This window comes from Gimesia sp., from assembly GCF_048260065.1.
GTDB lineage: Bacteria > Planctomycetota > Planctomycetia > Planctomycetales > Planctomycetaceae > Gimesia.
In genome coordinates, this window is record NZ_JBLXHC010000011.1 from 99,791 (window position 1) to 115,738 (window position 15,948).

Genomic DNA, 15,948 nt, shown 5'->3' on the forward strand with positions numbered 1-15,948 from the left:
GGTTGAATCACATCACTTAGAGCGTATTCAAAAGGTTCTGAGCGGCCTGCAGTTCGCGCGTTAAGCCTTCGACCAGAGTGGGCTTCTGATCTCCGGGCAGGACTTCCCAGGTATAAGTTTCGACTTCCAGATGCGGGGCATAATCCAGTTCTTTGACGGTTGCCAGTGCCTGGCGCAACTCGCGGTGTGTGGTTCCCAGCGGTCCAAGCGACTGCGCATTGACGGGCACGTGAAAGTGGACCCGCAGCTTTTCGGTTTCTTTCAGACGGGAATCCGGATCGAGCAGAAAATCTCGGGTCAGATCCACGATGCGATACAGGTCGCCGTTCTGCAGGCTGCCGATCGTCTGATGCAGATAGCGGGGCTCTGCATACTGCGCCAGCAATTCACGACCGGCTGCATTCTCGCCGGGCCGGTCGAGTTCGACCGCGTTGGAAATATGAATTTTATTGATGCGGATTTCCGCATGGGTAATCTGTCGAATCGAACCGGGGATGTCTTCGAACTCCACTGCCTGATGACAGACATCGTAGCAGGCTCCCAGATATTCCCGAACGGTTCCCAGCAGCTGCTTTTCGGCGGCGCGTTCATACAGGCGTTCGAAGAAGACGATCAACTCGTGTGTGAATTCAATCACACAGAACGGTTCGGGCTCAATCGCCAGGCGAATGGTGCGACCGGTTTCTTCTTTCAACTGTTTGAGAAACGTTGCCAGCTCGATCAGTTGTTCAATACAGACTTTGCTGAAATCGGGCGCGTGTTCAAATTTTTTGAATCCCAGCGGGACGGTGGAGATACTGCCTTCTACATCTTCCGGCAGTAATGCAGCGAGCACCCGGGCACAGCCTTTTGTGTAATCCAGGCGCTCCGGCTCTGACCAGTCGGGGAGGTAGACATTTTCTTTCACGCGTTCACTGTGAAAGTTGCCGTAGGGGAAGGCATTCAGCGTGTAGCAGGTCAGGTTGCGTTTTTGAATTTCCTGAGCGAAGCCTGCGATACCGTCCGGGGTCGAGAGAATTTCCTCGATCACCGGCTGCGCCAGCCACAAACCGGCGGCCAGCGGGGCACCCAGCTGCTCTTGAATCGGCAGCGTGAATTCGTCGAGTTTCTGCAGGATTTCTGCGACCGTTAACCCGGGATGCACGTTGGTGCAATAACTCAAAGGCAGTGTATTTAAAGTCATGAAACTTCCTCAGCGGGCCCTTTTGTCAGCAGGAAGCAGAAAATGGATAGAATGTAGTACTGAAGATCACAGTTTCTATCATACCCGAGACCACTCTGCGGACTACCCGTTTCAACGAGATTAACCGGAGCGAATGCGGTACAGGAATGCATTTTCTATGGGTGGCTACTTGTGTTAACCTGTAAGTTTAGCGACGATAACGGTTACAATCCTGCTTGGAAACAGACAAAAAGCGGGTTTCTCGCAAACTCTGTGAGAAACTTTTTACGGCGCCGCGTGTTTAGTACACGTGGGTCAATTACCCCGAAAGATGGGAGTCAGCAGTCAGTCGTGGTTACAACGGAAATCGTGAATTCACCCTACTTACGCGACCCTGATGTGCAGCTGATGCTGCGCGCCCGGGAAGGCGATGAAGGTGCGTTCACCGAGTTGGTGGCCAATTACCAGGACCGGATTGTCGGCATTTTCTGTCATCTGCTGGGAAATCAGGAAGCAGCGGAAGATCTGGCCCAGGAAGTCTTTTTGCGGATTTATCGGTCGCGTGACAAATATGAGCCCAAAGCGAAGTTTTCCACATGGCTGTTCCGGATTGCCAACAATCTGGCCAGCAACTCGCGGCGGAACAAAGGCCGACGCAAAGAGGTGGCTCTCAGTCCTCAGGATTCCGGTCCGCTCGGAATCCGTCCCGAAGAGCAGTTATTGATAGAAAAATCGGGAATGATGCCGACGCGGCAGGTAGGATTAAAAGAAACGCAGGCCGTAGTGCGTCAGGCTTTGGGGACCCTCAACGAACGACAGCAGATGGCGGTCCTGTTGCATAAATTTGAAGGTATGAGTTACGCCGATATCGGTACTGCCATGAAGCTCTCGGAAGCGGCAGTCAAATCATTGTTATCACGTGCGCGAGAAAATTTGCGTGTTCAACTGGAAAAGCATATTAACGGTTAATTCGAGCAGGTCTGCGAAATAGAGTCCTCACATGAAAAAAGAATTGAATGATCAGGAACTCGAAAAGCTGGTTGCTTACCTCGACGGGGAAGTGACCGAGCAGGAAGCGATCGAAGTCGAGCAGTCGCTGTCGACCGATGAAGCCACGCGCGCGCACGTCGACGGGCTGGAGCGCACCTGGGAACTGCTGGATAAACTGCCGATTGCCAAAGCTTCTCAGGAATTTACCGACAAAACACTTTCGACCATCAAGACGGTGCAGCTGGAAGCGCTGGCGGAAGAAGAACAGAAGCGCGGCGGATTGAGCCGCAAATCAAAAGAGCGACTCCGCCGGGCCGGGATCGCTGCGGGCTGGACTCTGGGACTGGCCTGTTCGGTAATGCTCGGCTATCTGCTGACCAATCAGTGGGTCCCCGATGAATCCGATCCCCTGCTGGAAGAGTTTTCGTTTATCGAAAATCTGGATACTTATTCAGAAGTACAAAGTCTGGAGTTTCTGGAAGAATTGAAAAAGTCAGGAACGTTCGATGAAATTGCACAACAGCCAAAACGCTAAACAGAATGATGCAAAAGTGGCAGACGGACAATCCGGACTGTCGTCGCTGGCGCTGCGCGCTACCGGTCTGGTCTGTGGGCTGGTGGTTTGTGTGATGGTGCTGCTGGGCGCTGCCGATCCGGAAAGTGAATCGGAGCAGGAGAACCGCAAAAAGATCGAAGCGATGTCTCCCGCCGAACGCGCACAGTTAAAACGCAACTACGAAAAATTCCAGAAGCTGACACCTGAAGAACAACAGCGCCTGCGCAAACTGCATGAAGCGACGCGCAGCCAGCCGGAACTCAATCGGGTGATGCACGCTTATGACGAGTGGGTCAAAACACTCTCTCCCTGGGAACAGGAAGATTTACGTAAAGCAGAAACGACCCGGGAGCGGATGGCGCTGATTCGTAAATTCCGTTCGCCCGACGAATCGCCCGATCGTCGCAGAGGTGGCAGGAATTATTTTGAATTAGCGAAAATCATGGATGTGGATTTCAGAAAACCTCCCGTGGGATTCATTATCTGGGCACAGTCTCCCACGCCGGAAACCTATCACGATGCGATCAGTATTATCGAACGCAGTCTGCCGGTACCTGTCAAATATCCGCAACCGAAGTCGGAGCTCTCGGAATTCGAACGTTCCCTGGCGGTATTACAGTCTGCAGTGCGTGCAAAGAGCCGGGATGAAGATCGCAATGGTTCTGCCTGGCCGACCCCGGAAACCGTTAATCAGATCTCCGATCTGCTGGATGAGAAAAAGTATCAGCTCTGGGATAACGAAGATGCCCGTGGGTTCAGAGGCAAAGTCTGGTCAAAAGACGATCGAAAACGGATGAAAGTGGTCGTCTTCTTAGCCAAGGGGCTTGTGAATCAGCTGATGATGTCGGTCAAACAGGAACTGGATGGCATTCATCCTCCCGAAGATAAATTGCAGCAGTTCTTCGAGACACTGGATACGAAATCCAAAGATCATTTAATGCGTTATCCGCCGGATGAGATGCAGGAAAAACTCAAGTACAGATACCTGCAGAGCCATTTGCCGGAACAGGTTCGGCAATCGATCCAGCAGCGTGCGCATGAAGCCCTGAGAATTATAGCTGATTTTAATCCGGAAGCCGATCAGAATAATCAGTCCAATGGCCCGCGTCGAGGCGATATGAAAGAACGCATTCAGGATCTGAAAAATCGCCGCCCGAATGGCCCCGACGGCCGTCCCGGTAATCGACTTCCGCGAAGACTCAATGGGGAACCCGGTCAACGGCCGCGCGGTCAGGCTCCACCTGACGCTTGAAAAATAGCGGGTAATGCTGTCTGATAGACGCTATAGTTTTTCGAAATGCAGTACCCTGTTGCGCTGTTCATTTTGCGAAATGCGAATATCCTGCGAAAGCGCTTTTATCAAGAACGGGAGCCTTACCATGTTACGTACTCTGATCATCGCCGGCCTGATGACCGGTCTGATGCTGATTTCCTCTGCCAGCCTGCGGACTCTGTCAGCCAAAGAACCAGCGCCGCTGAAAACCTATGAGCCGGACCAGGTTCCCAAAATGATGCAGGGGCTGCCGCTGCTGTTCCACGAAAACTTTGAATCGGGCAAAGCCGATCACTGGGAACCGACGGACGCGAAAGCCTGGAAGATGATTCACCAGGGGGACAATCATGTTTTCAGCCTGGTGAATAAGCGGAGTAAATTCGAACCCCCCGTCCGTTCGCCTTACAACCGTGCCCTGCTGAAAAACATCGATGTCAGTGACTTTATTTTCGACGTCAAACTGCAGTCCACGATTCCCGACTACGGACATCGCGATCTGTGCCTGTTTTTCGGTTACCAGGATGACGCCCATTTTTACTATGTGCACTTAGGCAAAAAAATGGACGATCATGCCAACCAGATTTTTATCGTCAACGATAAGCCCCGCACCAAGATCTCCACGAAAACGACCGCCGGTACCGACTGGGACGACGAATGGCATCATGCACGCGTTGTACGGGATACGGAATCGGGTTCCATCAAAATCTATTTCGATAACATGGAAGAGCCGATCATGACGGCGACCGACAAAACGTTTCTGACCGGACGCGTGGGCATTGGCTCATTCGATGATACCGGCAATTTTGATGAGCTCCTGCTGTATGGCAAGCAGGTGAAATAAGCAATCACAGAATGACAGCTTTCTCGAGTCGCGCAGGTTTCATCAAATCTGTGTGGCTCGTTTTTTTATGGAATCGTCGTCCGATTTAATGCCTGTACACGCTCGCGACAGGAAATGCGGGGCTTAAGCAGCGTTTCAGACCAGTATTCCCGAAGAAAAATCGTCCGTTCACATGCGAAATTCCGGGATGATGTGTATATTAGAATTGGCGAGTGTTAGAAACAAAATCGGGAAAACCTGCACGAATGAATAGATATTCGAGGCGGGGCTCACCTGATTTGAGTCAGAAATATCAATTCGAAACAGGCGATCAATATGAGTAAAGCTGCCACCGATTCAGAGGAAGAAGTTCCCCAGGAATCAACGCTGGAAACGGATATCAAGTCGCTGAAAGAAATCAGCGCCAACCTGAAAATGGATTACAACGGCAACATTTCGCAGGTTTCGTTTTCAGGTTCCAAGCTGGTTGATGCCGGGCTGGTCTACCTGGGTCGCCTGTCGAAATTGCGAAAACTGGATCTGTCCGGTTCCAAAGTGACCGATGACGGCATGGTCCATCTCAAGTCGCTGAAAAGTCTGCGTGAAATTACACTGCATGGGATTCCCGTTTCTGACTCCGGGCTTGCGGAATTCAAAAAACTCTCCAATCTGGAAATCCTGAACCTGTCGCGCACCAAAGTGACAGACGCAGGTCTGAAACATCTCAAAGGTCTGGACAGCCTGAAAGAACTCTTTCTGACAGGGCTGGAAATCACCGCCGACGGGCTGTCTCATCTTTCCGGTTTGAAAAGCCTGGAAACACTGGGACTGTCTGAAACGCAGATCACGGACGATGCCTTATCGCATCTGAAGACGCTGAAAAAACTGCGTGTGCTGCTGCTGCGGGATACTCAGATTACTGATGAAGGTCTCAAGCAGATTAAAGGCCTGACTCGTCTGCAGCGTCTCTGGCTGCGAAATACGCAGATTACTGATGAAGGCATGAAGTATCTGGCCAAGATGAAAGACATGGAATGGCTGGAGCTGAATGATACGCAGATCACGAACGCCGGCATTTCCGAGATCAAGGTTCTCGAAAACATGGTGGATATGAACCTGCGGAATACCGATGTCAGCGATAAGTGTATTACTTCTCTTAAGAAGATGAAGAACCTGAGCACGCTGTATATCGATGGTACCGAAATCACCGAAGAAGGCATCTCCAAACTTGAAAAGAGTCTGCCTTACTGTCGCGTCGAACAATAAGCGGCGTTCGCGAGTGCTTGCGGTTCAGGCATAATGGTCTTCCGTGGGAATCGGCTGATCTTCGGTTCCCATGGTAAAGCCCAGTTCTTCCGGAACGAGTGTCGGCCGATAGCCCAGCAGTTTTTCCGCTTTACTGAGATCCCAGCGACGCCTGGAACTTTCACCGACGATGGTGATGACTTCGCAGCCTTGTATCTCTGCGGTCAACGCTTTCTGATACGCCTGCAGCAGGTCGGGGAACGGCACCCATTGCGGTCGCAGCGGGTGTGTCTTCCAGAGCGGGTGTTCCAGATCAATGGGCTTGGGAATCCGCAGGCAGACAATCGACATGCCGTATTCACGTGCATAATGCTGGCACATGACTTCGCAGAGCTGTTTCGTCAGAGCATACGAACCTACAGGCAGCGGCGGCGCATCCGATTCCACCCACTGCGGTGCCGTATATCCCAGGATTGTCATCACCGTACTGGTAAAGATAAACCGCTTCACACCGACTGCGCGGGCCGCTTCCAGCAGATTGAAAGTCCCTTTTACATTCACGTCAAAGCGTTTTCCATTCAGCTCATCCCCTTCCATCGGACCTTCGTCGGCCTGTTTCGCCAGATGAATGACGGCGTCGATGTTTTCCATCGCCGCACGGGTCTGAGCGGGATCAGTCAGATCGAGAGTGATGAACCGCGGATCATCGGGCAGCGGATGAATGTCCGCCAGCACCAGTTCCACATCATCCGAAGGCTGCCAGTGAGCGGCGAAGTAGCGACCGACATAACCGGCGGCACCTGTGATTAAAACTCGCATCTTAGTTGTTCCGTTGCAGGGAGAGAAAAATCCAAACAGAGTTTAAGTCAGCGATTCCTGACAGACACGCATCACATTACCGCCAATAATTTTCTGAATGTCGGCATCAGAGTAACCCCGCTGGACGAGGCCCACCGTAAACAAAGGCCAATTGGTCCAGGAGACGCTGGTTCGCATTTCGGGTGTTTCCACAAACGGATCATCGGGCCACAAGCTCCGCCACGGAGTTCGCGAGCGCGGTGCACGTGGCACTTTTTTGCTTTCCAGCGAATTGTTTCGCGAAGTATAAGACACGTCCGTTCCAATCGCGACGTAGTCGATACCGAAATTCTTCACTACATAATCGATGTGATCCAGCAGCGCGCTGATATCTCCTGTGCCGCCCAGATAGCGGGGAATACAGCAGATGCCGATCAGGCCGTTCGTGTCGACTATCGCTTTGATGACTTCATCCGGTTTGCTGCGAATATGTTTGTGGATCGACGCACACGTGGAATGACTGGCGACAACTGGTTTTTTGGAAACCTGTGCCGTCTCCAGACTGGTCTGCCAGCCGGAGTGGGCGACATCGGGAATGATGCCCAGTCGATTCATTTCCGCAACGACGGTCCGTCCAAAGTCACTGAGACCTGCGTTCGCCGGCTCCGCGCAACCGTCGCCGAGCATATTACGGCGGTTATACGTCATATGCATCATGCGAATGCCCAGCTGGAAAAAGATTCGCATGTATTTCATTTCGTCGGTCGTGGTTTCCCACTGCTGAGTCAGTGGCACGCCATTCCCTGTCAGATACAGACAGTGACGTCCTTCCTGTTTGGCTTGAACAATGTCTTCCGGCGTGACTGCTTTGGAGACAAAGTCAGCGAGCATGTCGGTTGTGAAGGTGAAGCGCGCCAGCCGCTTGATCAGTCGCAGCGGGTCCTGCCCTTCTTCACCCGCATTCTGAAAGATACAGGTGACGCCGGAAGCGTCGAAAGCTTCTTTGAATTCGCGCTGTTCAGCGGGGTCGGTCACACAGCGGGTCATCGACATGTCTTCCCGCAGGTCCTGGATTTCTGCGGTCGACGCATGATTGTTGATCGCTTCCGTCAGTCGGTCGCCATCGACGGCCGCGCGCGGTGCAAAGCCGTACGAATCGAAGACCAGTGATTCCGCATGCAGTGCCAGCCCATGCTCCAGTTGCTTCTTGCTGGGCTTCAGAATGTCGAGCGCCACCTGGCGGGCGTGCAGAATGACTTCGTTTTGAATCGGCTTCTGTTTGGCCGCAGGTTTGGCAGATGTCTGATCGGCGGCAGTGACGGAGTCGGCAGCAGCCAGACCCAGGCTGGTCGCAGCCAGGGAAGTGCCCAGAAAAGAACGGCGATTGATGGGGTTACTCATGATGTCTTCCGTTTTCTGTGTTGGAACAAGTTGTGGAGGGAGCTCTTCAGGCAGGTTGGTTATTTTTCATCGCAGCCACAACCGCCACTGGAACAGCCGGAGGCAGCAGGGGCTTCATCAACCGGGTGGAATACGATCCGCCAGGGATAATTGGCATTCAGTTCCTGTGCCAGTATTTCCAGCGCCGGCATGCGGCTTCCCAGATAATACAGCACGACGGTCTGCTGATCAAACAGTTGCTCGCAGTCGATGATTTCGGTGGGCATCCCTCGTTCCTGAATCAGGGTCTGGCAATCCTGGAACACGCGCGCGGTCACATCTTCCTGGCTGGTCAGCGTTGCCTGATCGTCGGGCGTGAATTCACGGACGATCGTACCGGCGGCAGTCGGCTGCTTTTCCATCGTGCCGGTCGATGAAAGAATCTCACCAACTTCTTCGCCGCGACTGGTTTCAATCAACACGCGGGTGCGATGCGGATACTCGTCTTCGGGTTCTGCGGAAAAATGATCGACCCAGCCCATGGCACCGTAGCGAACCAGGAACAGATTCGCGGGCGGTCCCGGTTCACCAAAGGCGTCACCATTGATCATTAACACGCCGGTTTCAATCTTGAGTTCAAAGCGGGTCAGGGAAAAGTCGGGAAAGTCATGACACTCACCTGTCGCGACATCGAAGTTCCAGTCGTGCAGCGGACAGATGACTTCGGTACCGCAACCTTCGCCTTCAATCAGGGAAGCGCCCTGATGCGGGCAGGCATTGTCGATCGCGTAAAACGTGCCCGGCTGATCTCCTTCAGCGACATGGAAGACGGCAATCTCGGTCCCTTTGACGGTATATGCTTTACGTGCGCCGGGCGCTATTTCGTAAGCGTTTCCCAGCGGGATCCAGTTGGTCATTTGGCTTCACCAGTATTAAAAACGGTCTGTAAGACGATGGTTGTCAGCTTCAGTTTATTATATGCTCAAAGGGTAATCATACCGTTTTATCATCAAAGTTTCTTCCCGGAGTGAAAAATCAGCATGGCTGTGCGACATATTTTACTGGACATGGATGGCGTGATTTCCGATTTCATGGGTGCCATACTGGAGTTACACGATCAGGGACATCTGCTGGAAGAGTGGCCTCCCGGCGAACGCGACTATGCAGGCGTACTGGGAATGACCAAAGATGAATTCTGGAAACCCGTCGATTCGGTCGGCGGTCGCTTCTGGGCGGAATTTCCTCCTTACCCGTGGCTGGATGAACTGCTGGCGCTGCTGAAACAGACAGCGCCGATCACCATCAGTACGTCCCCCAGTCGCAGTGCCGCCTGTGCTTCGGCCAAAGTCGAATGGCTCAGACAGCATTTCCAGGAGCCCTTATATATGGACTTCATGATCGGCACGAAAAAATACCTGATGGCAAAACCGGATGTGGTATTGATTGACGATCAGCATAAGAACATCGATCTGTTCCGGGAGCATGGGGGGCAGGCAATTCTGTTTCCCCAGCCCTGGAATGAGAATTATGCCATCGCCGACCGCATCGGTTACGTAAAATCAGAGCTGGAAAAAATGGCGTAAGCCGGATAATCGGCGAGCCACAGAGGCTAAAGAGTGTACTGATGATCCGTTTTTTGTGATATGGGGTAGTTTTTGCCACTCAGAGAAGGTATCCTGAGAGGTGTTTCATAAATAAAGTTGTTAAATGACAGTTGACGATTAGGAAATATAAGAGACAATATATACTTGCAGGCACGAGGAAGCGCAACGACGAGTGCTCACGAGTTGCTTTTAAATGTGCCTGCATCCCTGCCTATACTTCCTCGTAGCACTGATTACCGCCAAACCGCATTGCGTCTCCTACCTTTTGAATTGGGATAGAACAACGAGATGAGATCTCTTCTCTATCATTGTCTAGTCTGCATGCTGCTGTGTACCGCCGTTTCCGCGCGGGCCGCTGAGACTTCGCAGCAAACTCTGACGGTCTATCCAGAAAAAGTTCAACTGACTGGCAAGCGTTCCCGTCAACAGTTACTGGTGACTGGTCTCAACAATAAACAGAGTATCGACCTGACACGCGATGTGCAGTTTCAGTCAGATCAACCTGCTGTCGTTCAAGTGAATGCCGCCGGTGTGATCGAACCGGTTTCCAACGGAGCCGCGACAGTGACCGTCACTGATGGTGCCGTGAAAATCAAGGTCCCCGTCGAAGTCAAAGACTTTAACAAGCAGACGTTGATCGATTTCGAACGAGATGTGCATCCGCTGTTTTCGCGGTTCAGCTGTAATGGCGGTTCCTGTCATGGTAAGCAACGCGGACAGGGTGGATTTCAGTTGTCGATGTTCGCCTTCGACCCTGAGTTTGATTATGACGCGTTAACCAAGGAATCGCGGGGACGACGTGCTTCGCCTCTGGCTCCCGATCAAAGCCTGGTTTTGCTGAAAGGGGCCGGCAAGATTCCACACGGCGGTGGTAAGAAACTGCCGGAAGACAGTAAATACTACGACGTCATGGAACAGTGGATCGTGGAAGGTGCTACCCGCGCCGTCGCCGAGACACCAAAGCTCGCGAAGATCTCGGTGGAACCCACCGAGCGGATCATGCAGCCCAAAACAAAACAGCAGATGGTGGTGACCGCACATTACAGTGATGGATCCACCCGCGACGTGACAGACCTTGCCGAATACATGTCGAGTGAAAGCGTTTACGTTTCCGTTGATGAACATGGCCTGGTCACCGCTGGTTCGTTGATGGGCGAAGCCTCAATCATGGCCCGTTTCATGGGGAATTTCGCTTCTCTGAATGTGACGATTCCTTCTGAAAATACAGTCCCGGACAGCTTCTATGCCAAGCTGCCTCGCAACAACTTCGTTGATGGTCTGGTTTGGGACAAACTGCAGAAATACGGCCTGAAACCCTCTGAACCGGTTGACGATGCCACGTATCTACGTCGTGTTGCCATCGATCTGATTGGACGCACTCCGACTGCTGAAGAAGCACGGGCATTTCTGCAGGATCCTTCTCCCAACAAACGGGAGCGACTGGTCGATTATCTGCTGGAACAGCCCGAGTTCGGCGATCACTGGGCCAACAAATGGGCCGATCTCCTGCGACCTAATCCGTATCATGTGGGTATCAAGACCGTCATGAGTTACGATGCCTGGATTCGGAAATCGTTTCACCAGAATAAACCCCTCGATGAATTCACGTATGAATTGCTGACCGCCAAAGGGGGAACTTGGCACAACGGTGCAGTCACCATGTTCCGTGATCGTCGCAAGCCCGAAGAACTCACTACAATTGTCAGTCAGCTGTTCCTGGGAATTCGTTTAAGCTGTGCCCAGTGTCACCATCACCCCTCAGAAATCTGGGGTCAGGATGACTTCTACAGTTTCTCTGCCTACTTTGCAAAGATTGGCCGCAAAGGCCGCGGCATCTCCGCCCCGATTTCCGGTTCCGAAGAAATGGTCTTCACAGCGAACTCCGGCAGTGTGCGGCATCCACTGACCAACGAAGTATTGCCTCCCCGTCCGCTGTTCGGGGAAGTACCTGAGATCAAAGAGAACCAGGACCCGCGCGAAGTGCTGGCCAGCTGGATTATTTCTCCCCAGAATCATTTCTTCGCCGAAGTGAATGCCAACCGGGTCTGGGCCGATCTGATGGGGCGCGGCGTCGTAGAACCGATCGACGACTTCCGTGAGAGCAATCCGCCGAGCAACGCACCGCTGATCAAAGCACTGGGACAGAACTTCCGCGATCAGAAATTCGACCTCAAAAAATACATTAAAACGATTGTCGGTTCTTACGTTTACAGTCTGAGTGCCCTGCCCAATGAAACGAACGTCGGTGACACGCGAAATTACTCGCGGCATTACCGTCAGCGATTGCGGGCCGAAGTCCTGCTGGACAGTGTGAGCGAACTGGTGGGCGTGCCTGACTCATTTTCAGCGATGCCCGCCGACTCGACTGCGAAGCAGATCTGGACGCATCGCGTCAGTTCGGACTTCCTGGATTCCTTCGGGCGTCCCGATCCGAACCAGGATCCACCCTGCGAACGGACCAGCGATACGACCGTGGTGCAGGTGCTGCATATGATGAATTCACGCGACCTGTATGCCCGCATTCAATCCGGCAAAGGAAACAGTGCGAAATGGGCCAAGAGTGATATGACTGCCGATCAGATTGTTGAAGAGATTTATCTGACCGCTTATTCAAGATATCCGAGTATTGAAGAAAAACGGCTGGGACGTTCCCTGTTTGAAAAGGAAGGAGCCAACCGACAGCAGGTGATTGAAGACCTGATGTGGGCTCTGTTAAATACACCCGAGTACCTTTTCAAAAACTGAAGTCCCCTGCCTCGAAACATAACGTGGTTTTACTTTTAAAGTCACAGGATCAGAAATGAAAAACGTTTCAAAAAACTGCAATGGAATCACCCGCCGCAACTGCCTGCAGCTGGGCCTGGGTGCAATGACCGGACTGGGAATGGTTGACCTGCTGAGGCTGCAGTCTCATGCCAAAGGGACCAGCGCCGCCCAGCCTAAAGCGAAAGCCAAGAGCGTCATTCTGATCTGGATGGATGGCGGTCCGACCCATTACGAAACCTTCGACCCCAAGCCGGAAGCACCGGTTGAGATCCGCGGTGAATTCAATCCGATTGCTACAAAAATTCCGGGCGTCCAGTTTTCACAGCATATGAAACGTCTGGCTTCGATCGCTGACAAATACACGGTCATCCGCTCGATCCGCCACAACCAGGGGAACCATGGTGCAGGTAACCATTACATGATGACCGGTGCGCCGCCACGAATTCCCGTTGGCTGCGGTGCCTTCGTCAGTTTCCATCCGAGCATGGGTTCGGTTGTTGCACACGAAAAACCGACCACGAATAATCTGCCCGCTTACTTCTCCATGCCCAGCATGTCACGATCCGGCGGACCGAACTTCCTGGGAGCCAAGTATGCTCCGTTCGTCGTTTCCGATAACCCGAACTCCAAGAACTTCCGCGTCCGCGACCTGGCATTGCCCAGTGGCTTGACCGATGGTCGTTATGCAACACGCCGCGAATTACGCGAACAGGTCGATCAGCTCAAACGCATCAAAGACAAAGTCGCCGGCGATCCCGTGCTGAACCTCGACGAATACTACGATCAGGGTTACAGCCTGGTCGCATCGACGGAAGCACAGAAGGCGTTTGAAATCGATCGCGAGTCCGATGAAATGCGTGATAAATATGGTCGCAATTCCTTCGGACAGCGGGCCTTGCTGGCACGTCGTCTGTCGGAAGCGGGTGTGCCTTTCATTACATTGTACGAAGGGGGCTGGGATCATCACGGCAGCCTGTTCAAGACCTTCAATTCACGGATGCCTGCGTTCGAAAATACGATCGCGACTTTGATTGAAGACTTGGACGAACGAGGTCTCCTGGAATCCACGATGGTGCTGGCACTGGGTGAATTCGGTCGTACGCCGAAGATCAATCCGGGTGGCGGACGCGACCACTGGTCGAATGCGATGTCAGTGCTGATGGCCGGCGGTGGAACGCCCGGCGGTCAGGTTCTGGGTGCCACCGATAAAGCCGGTTACTCAGCCGTCGAACGTGTCCTTTCGCCAGAAAACTTTGTCTCGACCATCTATACCAAGATGGGCATCGATCCCGACAAAGTCCTCTACACGCCGGAAGGTCGTCCTTCGCATCTGGTCAGCGATCCGACGCCGATTCCGGAACTGTTCGCATAAACTGACCACCGTCTGACTGAGAATGAGTTTACCGATGTTTTCTACCGCTCGGATTCTGCCCGCTGTTGTCTCGTTTTCATTGGTTCTCAGCCTCTTCACAGAAGCGCAGAGCGCACCGCCGAGTGTGAACTATCTGAATCCCGCCGGCGGACAGGTGGGACAGAAGGTGGACGTCAGCGTTGATAAAACACTGGGCACCGCGCCCGTTTCGGTCTGGACGTCGGCTCCCGGTTTGACAGTTACGATTCCGGAGAAACCGGAAAAGGGTAAGGAAAAGCAGTTTACCGTTCAGATCGACGCGACTGCCAAACCCGGTTTGTACTGGCTGCGATTTCACAATGCGGAAGGGGCTTCTGAGATTCGACCGTTCGTTGTGGGCACACTCCCCGAGCAGGCCGAAACGGAACCGAACGAAGATCTGGAACGGGCCCAGAAGTGCGAACTGCCGGTCACCATCAATGGCGTGCTGGCCAAAAGTGGCGATGTTGACATCTTTCAGGTGAAACTGAAAAAGGGTCAGACCCTGATTGCGTCGCAGACCGCGAACGAACAACTGGGATCACCCATGGATGCCCTGCTGCAGGTGTTGAATCATCGCGGAACCGTGCTGGAGCAGATGGAAGATACCCTCTGGTATGACCCGCGGATTGTCTTCACGGCTCCGGAAGATGGCACTTATTATGTGCGCACGTTTGCCTTTCCCGCCGACCCGAACAGTACAATTCGCTTTGCTGGCGCTGCCTCGTATATTTATCGTCTGACGCTGACGACTGGACCGTTCATCGATCACAGTCTGCCGCTCGCCTGGCATCCCTCTTCGACGACGCCGGTGGCCCTGGACGGCTGGAATCTGCCTGAAGATTTAAAGACGCTGCTACCCACGATTACCGAGTCAAAAACGCAGGCGCTGCTCAGCCATCCGCAACTGGGGAACTGGTTGACGATTCCGTTAAGTACGACCCCGGTGGTGCTGGAAACGAAAGAGAGCCTGGCGGAAAAGGGACAACTGCTGACATTACCGACGACCGTCACCGGTAAAATTGCCGAGCCCAAAGAGATCGACGTCTATCGCTTCGCAGCCAAAAAAGGGGATAAGCTGACGTTTAAAGTGGATACACACATGCTGGGCTATCCCCTGGATGCCTACATCAAGCTGTTCGATGCGAATGGAAAACTGCTGAAAGAAGTCGATGATCCCCGCCGCAATTATTATGACGCACAATTCGATTTCGGCGCTCCCGCAGACGGCGAGTATCGGCTGGAAGTGACCGACCGTTTTGAGTACGGCGGCTTTCGTTATGTCTATCTGCTGTCAATTCTGCCTACCGAAGCCGACTTTTCGCTGCAGACTACCGAAGAACAATACACGTTGACCGCCGGCGACAAGCCGCTGGAAATCGAAGTCAAAGTGGATCGTCAGAGTCCGCGGTTCAGCGATGAGATTGAAATCAGCGTGGCTGGTCTGCCGGAAGGAGTGACGTGTGAGCCCGTGGTTTCCAAGATAAAGGAGAAGACCGAGAAATCGGTCAAGCTGAAGCTGGAAGCGAAGGCGGACGTAGTCTTCCAGGGTCCGCTGGAAATCAAAGGGGTCAGCCTGAAAGACAAAACGAAAGTCCACACGCCGACCGCCGTGATCAAAGGCATCAGCCCCAAACGCAACACCGATCGCCCCAAACCGGATCTCGAACTGCCTTACCTGTGGCTGACGATTAAGAAGAAGTAGGTTTCGTCGCGACGGTTTTGAAATCAGACATGATTTTTCTACCACGAAAAACACGAAACCACACGAAAGTAACCAATGGGTGGCCCGAATATCATTCGGGTCGAGCGCAGCGAGCGGGAAACTGTCAGTTACCGCGATCTTTCCAGAATGGGGTCCCTATACTTCTCCGGCACGGCCGGACGAGCCGGACCGTGGCACCCGGTAACTTTCCCGGTAATTGGTGTGACTCCCCATTTTATCAGCCGTCCGTGTGCCACCG

13 protein-coding genes are annotated in these 15,948 nt (G+C 53.1%); 9 read left to right on the forward strand and 4 right to left on the reverse strand.

Annotated features, from left to right (window positions below; genetic code table 11):
- Window positions 1-16 precede the first annotated feature (16 nt).
- Window positions 17-1,183, reverse strand: coding sequence for a metabolite traffic protein EboE (eboE, locus tag ACN0YN_RS19985; protein ID WP_417386778.1), 1,167 nt, complete (start codon window positions 1,181-1,183; stop codon window positions 17-19).
- A gap of 330 nt (window positions 1,184-1,513) precedes the next feature.
- Between eboE and ACN0YN_RS19990 the strand changes: the two genes are divergently transcribed.
- From ACN0YN_RS19990 to ACN0YN_RS20010, 5 genes are all read left to right on the forward strand, one after another.
- Window positions 1,514-2,131 (forward strand): RNA polymerase sigma factor, encoded by a 618-nt coding sequence (locus ACN0YN_RS19990; RefSeq protein ID WP_417386779.1) that lies wholly within the window; start codon window positions 1,514-1,516, stop codon window positions 2,129-2,131.
- Between the two features lie 31 nt (window positions 2,132-2,162).
- A complete protein-coding gene (locus tag ACN0YN_RS19995; RefSeq protein ID WP_417386780.1) occupies window positions 2,163-2,687 on the forward strand; it encodes an anti-sigma factor family protein in 525 nt (174 codons plus the stop codon).
- Window positions 2,659-3,960: a hypothetical protein gene (locus ACN0YN_RS20000; protein WP_417386781.1), complete on the forward strand. Its 1,302-nt coding sequence runs from the start codon at window positions 2,659-2,661 to the stop codon at window positions 3,958-3,960. The genes ACN0YN_RS19995 and ACN0YN_RS20000 overlap by 29 nt, the downstream gene beginning before the upstream one ends.
- Window positions 3,961-4,087: 127 nt before the next feature.
- Window positions 4,088-4,822 carry a hypothetical protein gene (locus ACN0YN_RS20005; RefSeq protein WP_417386782.1) on the forward strand — a complete coding sequence of 245 codons (735 nt, stop codon included), beginning with the start codon at window positions 4,088-4,090 and terminating at the stop codon, window positions 4,820-4,822.
- Between the two features lie 315 nt (window positions 4,823-5,137).
- The gene (locus ACN0YN_RS20010; RefSeq protein ID WP_417386783.1) at window positions 5,138-6,067 is read left to right on the forward strand and encodes a leucine-rich repeat domain-containing protein; all 930 of its coding nucleotides are present in this window, start codon (window positions 5,138-5,140) and stop codon (window positions 6,065-6,067) included.
- Between the two features lie 24 nt (window positions 6,068-6,091).
- Here ACN0YN_RS20010 and ACN0YN_RS20015 read toward each other — a convergent pair whose 3' ends face one another.
- Genes ACN0YN_RS20015 through ACN0YN_RS20025 form a run of 3 tightly spaced genes read right to left on the reverse strand, consistent with a single transcriptional unit; the run spans window position 6,092 to window position 9,141 of the window.
- On the reverse strand, window positions 6,092-6,865 hold the full coding sequence (locus ACN0YN_RS20015) for an NAD-dependent epimerase/dehydratase family protein (RefSeq protein ID WP_417386784.1): 774 nt from the start codon (window positions 6,863-6,865) through the stop codon (window positions 6,092-6,094).
- 42 nt (window positions 6,866-6,907) lie between these two features.
- Window positions 6,908-8,245, reverse strand: coding sequence for a dipeptidase (locus ACN0YN_RS20020; RefSeq protein ID WP_417386785.1), 1,338 nt, complete (start codon window positions 8,243-8,245; stop codon window positions 6,908-6,910).
- A 59-nt stretch (window positions 8,246-8,304) separates the two neighbouring features.
- Window positions 8,305-9,141 (reverse strand): Rieske 2Fe-2S domain-containing protein, encoded by an 837-nt coding sequence (locus tag ACN0YN_RS20025; protein ID WP_417386786.1) that lies wholly within the window; start codon window positions 9,139-9,141, stop codon window positions 8,305-8,307.
- Window positions 9,142-9,264: 123 nt separating this feature from the next.
- Here ACN0YN_RS20025 and ACN0YN_RS20030 point away from each other — a divergent pair, with 123 nt between their 5' ends.
- From ACN0YN_RS20030 to ACN0YN_RS20045, 4 genes are all read left to right on the forward strand, one after another.
- Window positions 9,265-9,807 carry a 5' nucleotidase, NT5C type gene (locus ACN0YN_RS20030; protein WP_417386787.1) on the forward strand — a complete coding sequence of 181 codons (543 nt, stop codon included), beginning with the start codon at window positions 9,265-9,267 and terminating at the stop codon, window positions 9,805-9,807.
- A gap of 309 nt (window positions 9,808-10,116) precedes the next feature.
- Window positions 10,117-12,573 (forward strand): DUF1549 domain-containing protein, encoded by a 2,457-nt coding sequence (locus ACN0YN_RS20035; protein WP_417386788.1) that lies wholly within the window; start codon window positions 10,117-10,119, stop codon window positions 12,571-12,573.
- Window positions 12,574-12,628: 55 nt separating this feature from the next.
- Window positions 12,629-13,966 (forward strand): DUF1501 domain-containing protein, encoded by a 1,338-nt coding sequence (locus ACN0YN_RS20040; RefSeq protein ID WP_417386789.1) that lies wholly within the window; start codon window positions 12,629-12,631, stop codon window positions 13,964-13,966.
- A 34-nt stretch (window positions 13,967-14,000) separates the two neighbouring features.
- A complete protein-coding gene (locus ACN0YN_RS20045; protein ID WP_417386790.1) occupies window positions 14,001-15,689 on the forward strand; it encodes a pre-peptidase C-terminal domain-containing protein in 1,689 nt (562 codons plus the stop codon).
- Window positions 15,690-15,948: the final 259 nt, after the last annotated feature.

What these genes read in the sequence shown, in the direction of transcription:
- eboE (WP_417386778.1), bottom strand. Translation starts at nt 1,183, where the DNA reads ATGACTTTAAATACACTGCCTTTGAGTTATTGCACCAACGTGCATCCC.
- ACN0YN_RS19995 (WP_417386780.1), top strand. Translation starts at nt 2,163, where the DNA reads ATGAAAAAAGAATTGAATGATCAGGAACTCGAAAAGCTGGTTGCTTAC.
- ACN0YN_RS20000 (WP_417386781.1), top strand. Translation starts at nt 2,659, where the DNA reads ATGAAATTGCACAACAGCCAAAACGCTAAACAGAATGATGCAAAAGTG.
- ACN0YN_RS20005 (WP_417386782.1), top strand. Translation starts at nt 4,088, where the DNA reads ATGTTACGTACTCTGATCATCGCCGGCCTGATGACCGGTCTGATGCTG.
- ACN0YN_RS20010 (WP_417386783.1), top strand. Translation starts at nt 5,138, where the DNA reads ATGAGTAAAGCTGCCACCGATTCAGAGGAAGAAGTTCCCCAGGAATCA.
- ACN0YN_RS20015 (WP_417386784.1), bottom strand. Translation starts at nt 6,865, where the DNA reads ATGCGAGTTTTAATCACAGGTGCCGCCGGTTATGTCGGTCGCTACTTC.
- ACN0YN_RS20020 (WP_417386785.1), bottom strand. Translation starts at nt 8,245, where the DNA reads ATGAGTAACCCCATCAATCGCCGTTCTTTTCTGGGCACTTCCCTGGCT.
- ACN0YN_RS20025 (WP_417386786.1), bottom strand. Translation starts at nt 9,141, where the DNA reads ATGACCAACTGGATCCCGCTGGGAAACGCTTACGAAATAGCGCCCGGC.
- ACN0YN_RS20030 (WP_417386787.1), top strand. Translation starts at nt 9,265, where the DNA reads ATGGCTGTGCGACATATTTTACTGGACATGGATGGCGTGATTTCCGAT.
- ACN0YN_RS20035 (WP_417386788.1), top strand. Translation starts at nt 10,117, where the DNA reads ATGAGATCTCTTCTCTATCATTGTCTAGTCTGCATGCTGCTGTGTACC.
- ACN0YN_RS20040 (WP_417386789.1), top strand. Translation starts at nt 12,629, where the DNA reads ATGAAAAACGTTTCAAAAAACTGCAATGGAATCACCCGCCGCAACTGC.
- ACN0YN_RS20045 (WP_417386790.1), top strand. Translation starts at nt 14,001, where the DNA reads ATGTTTTCTACCGCTCGGATTCTGCCCGCTGTTGTCTCGTTTTCATTG.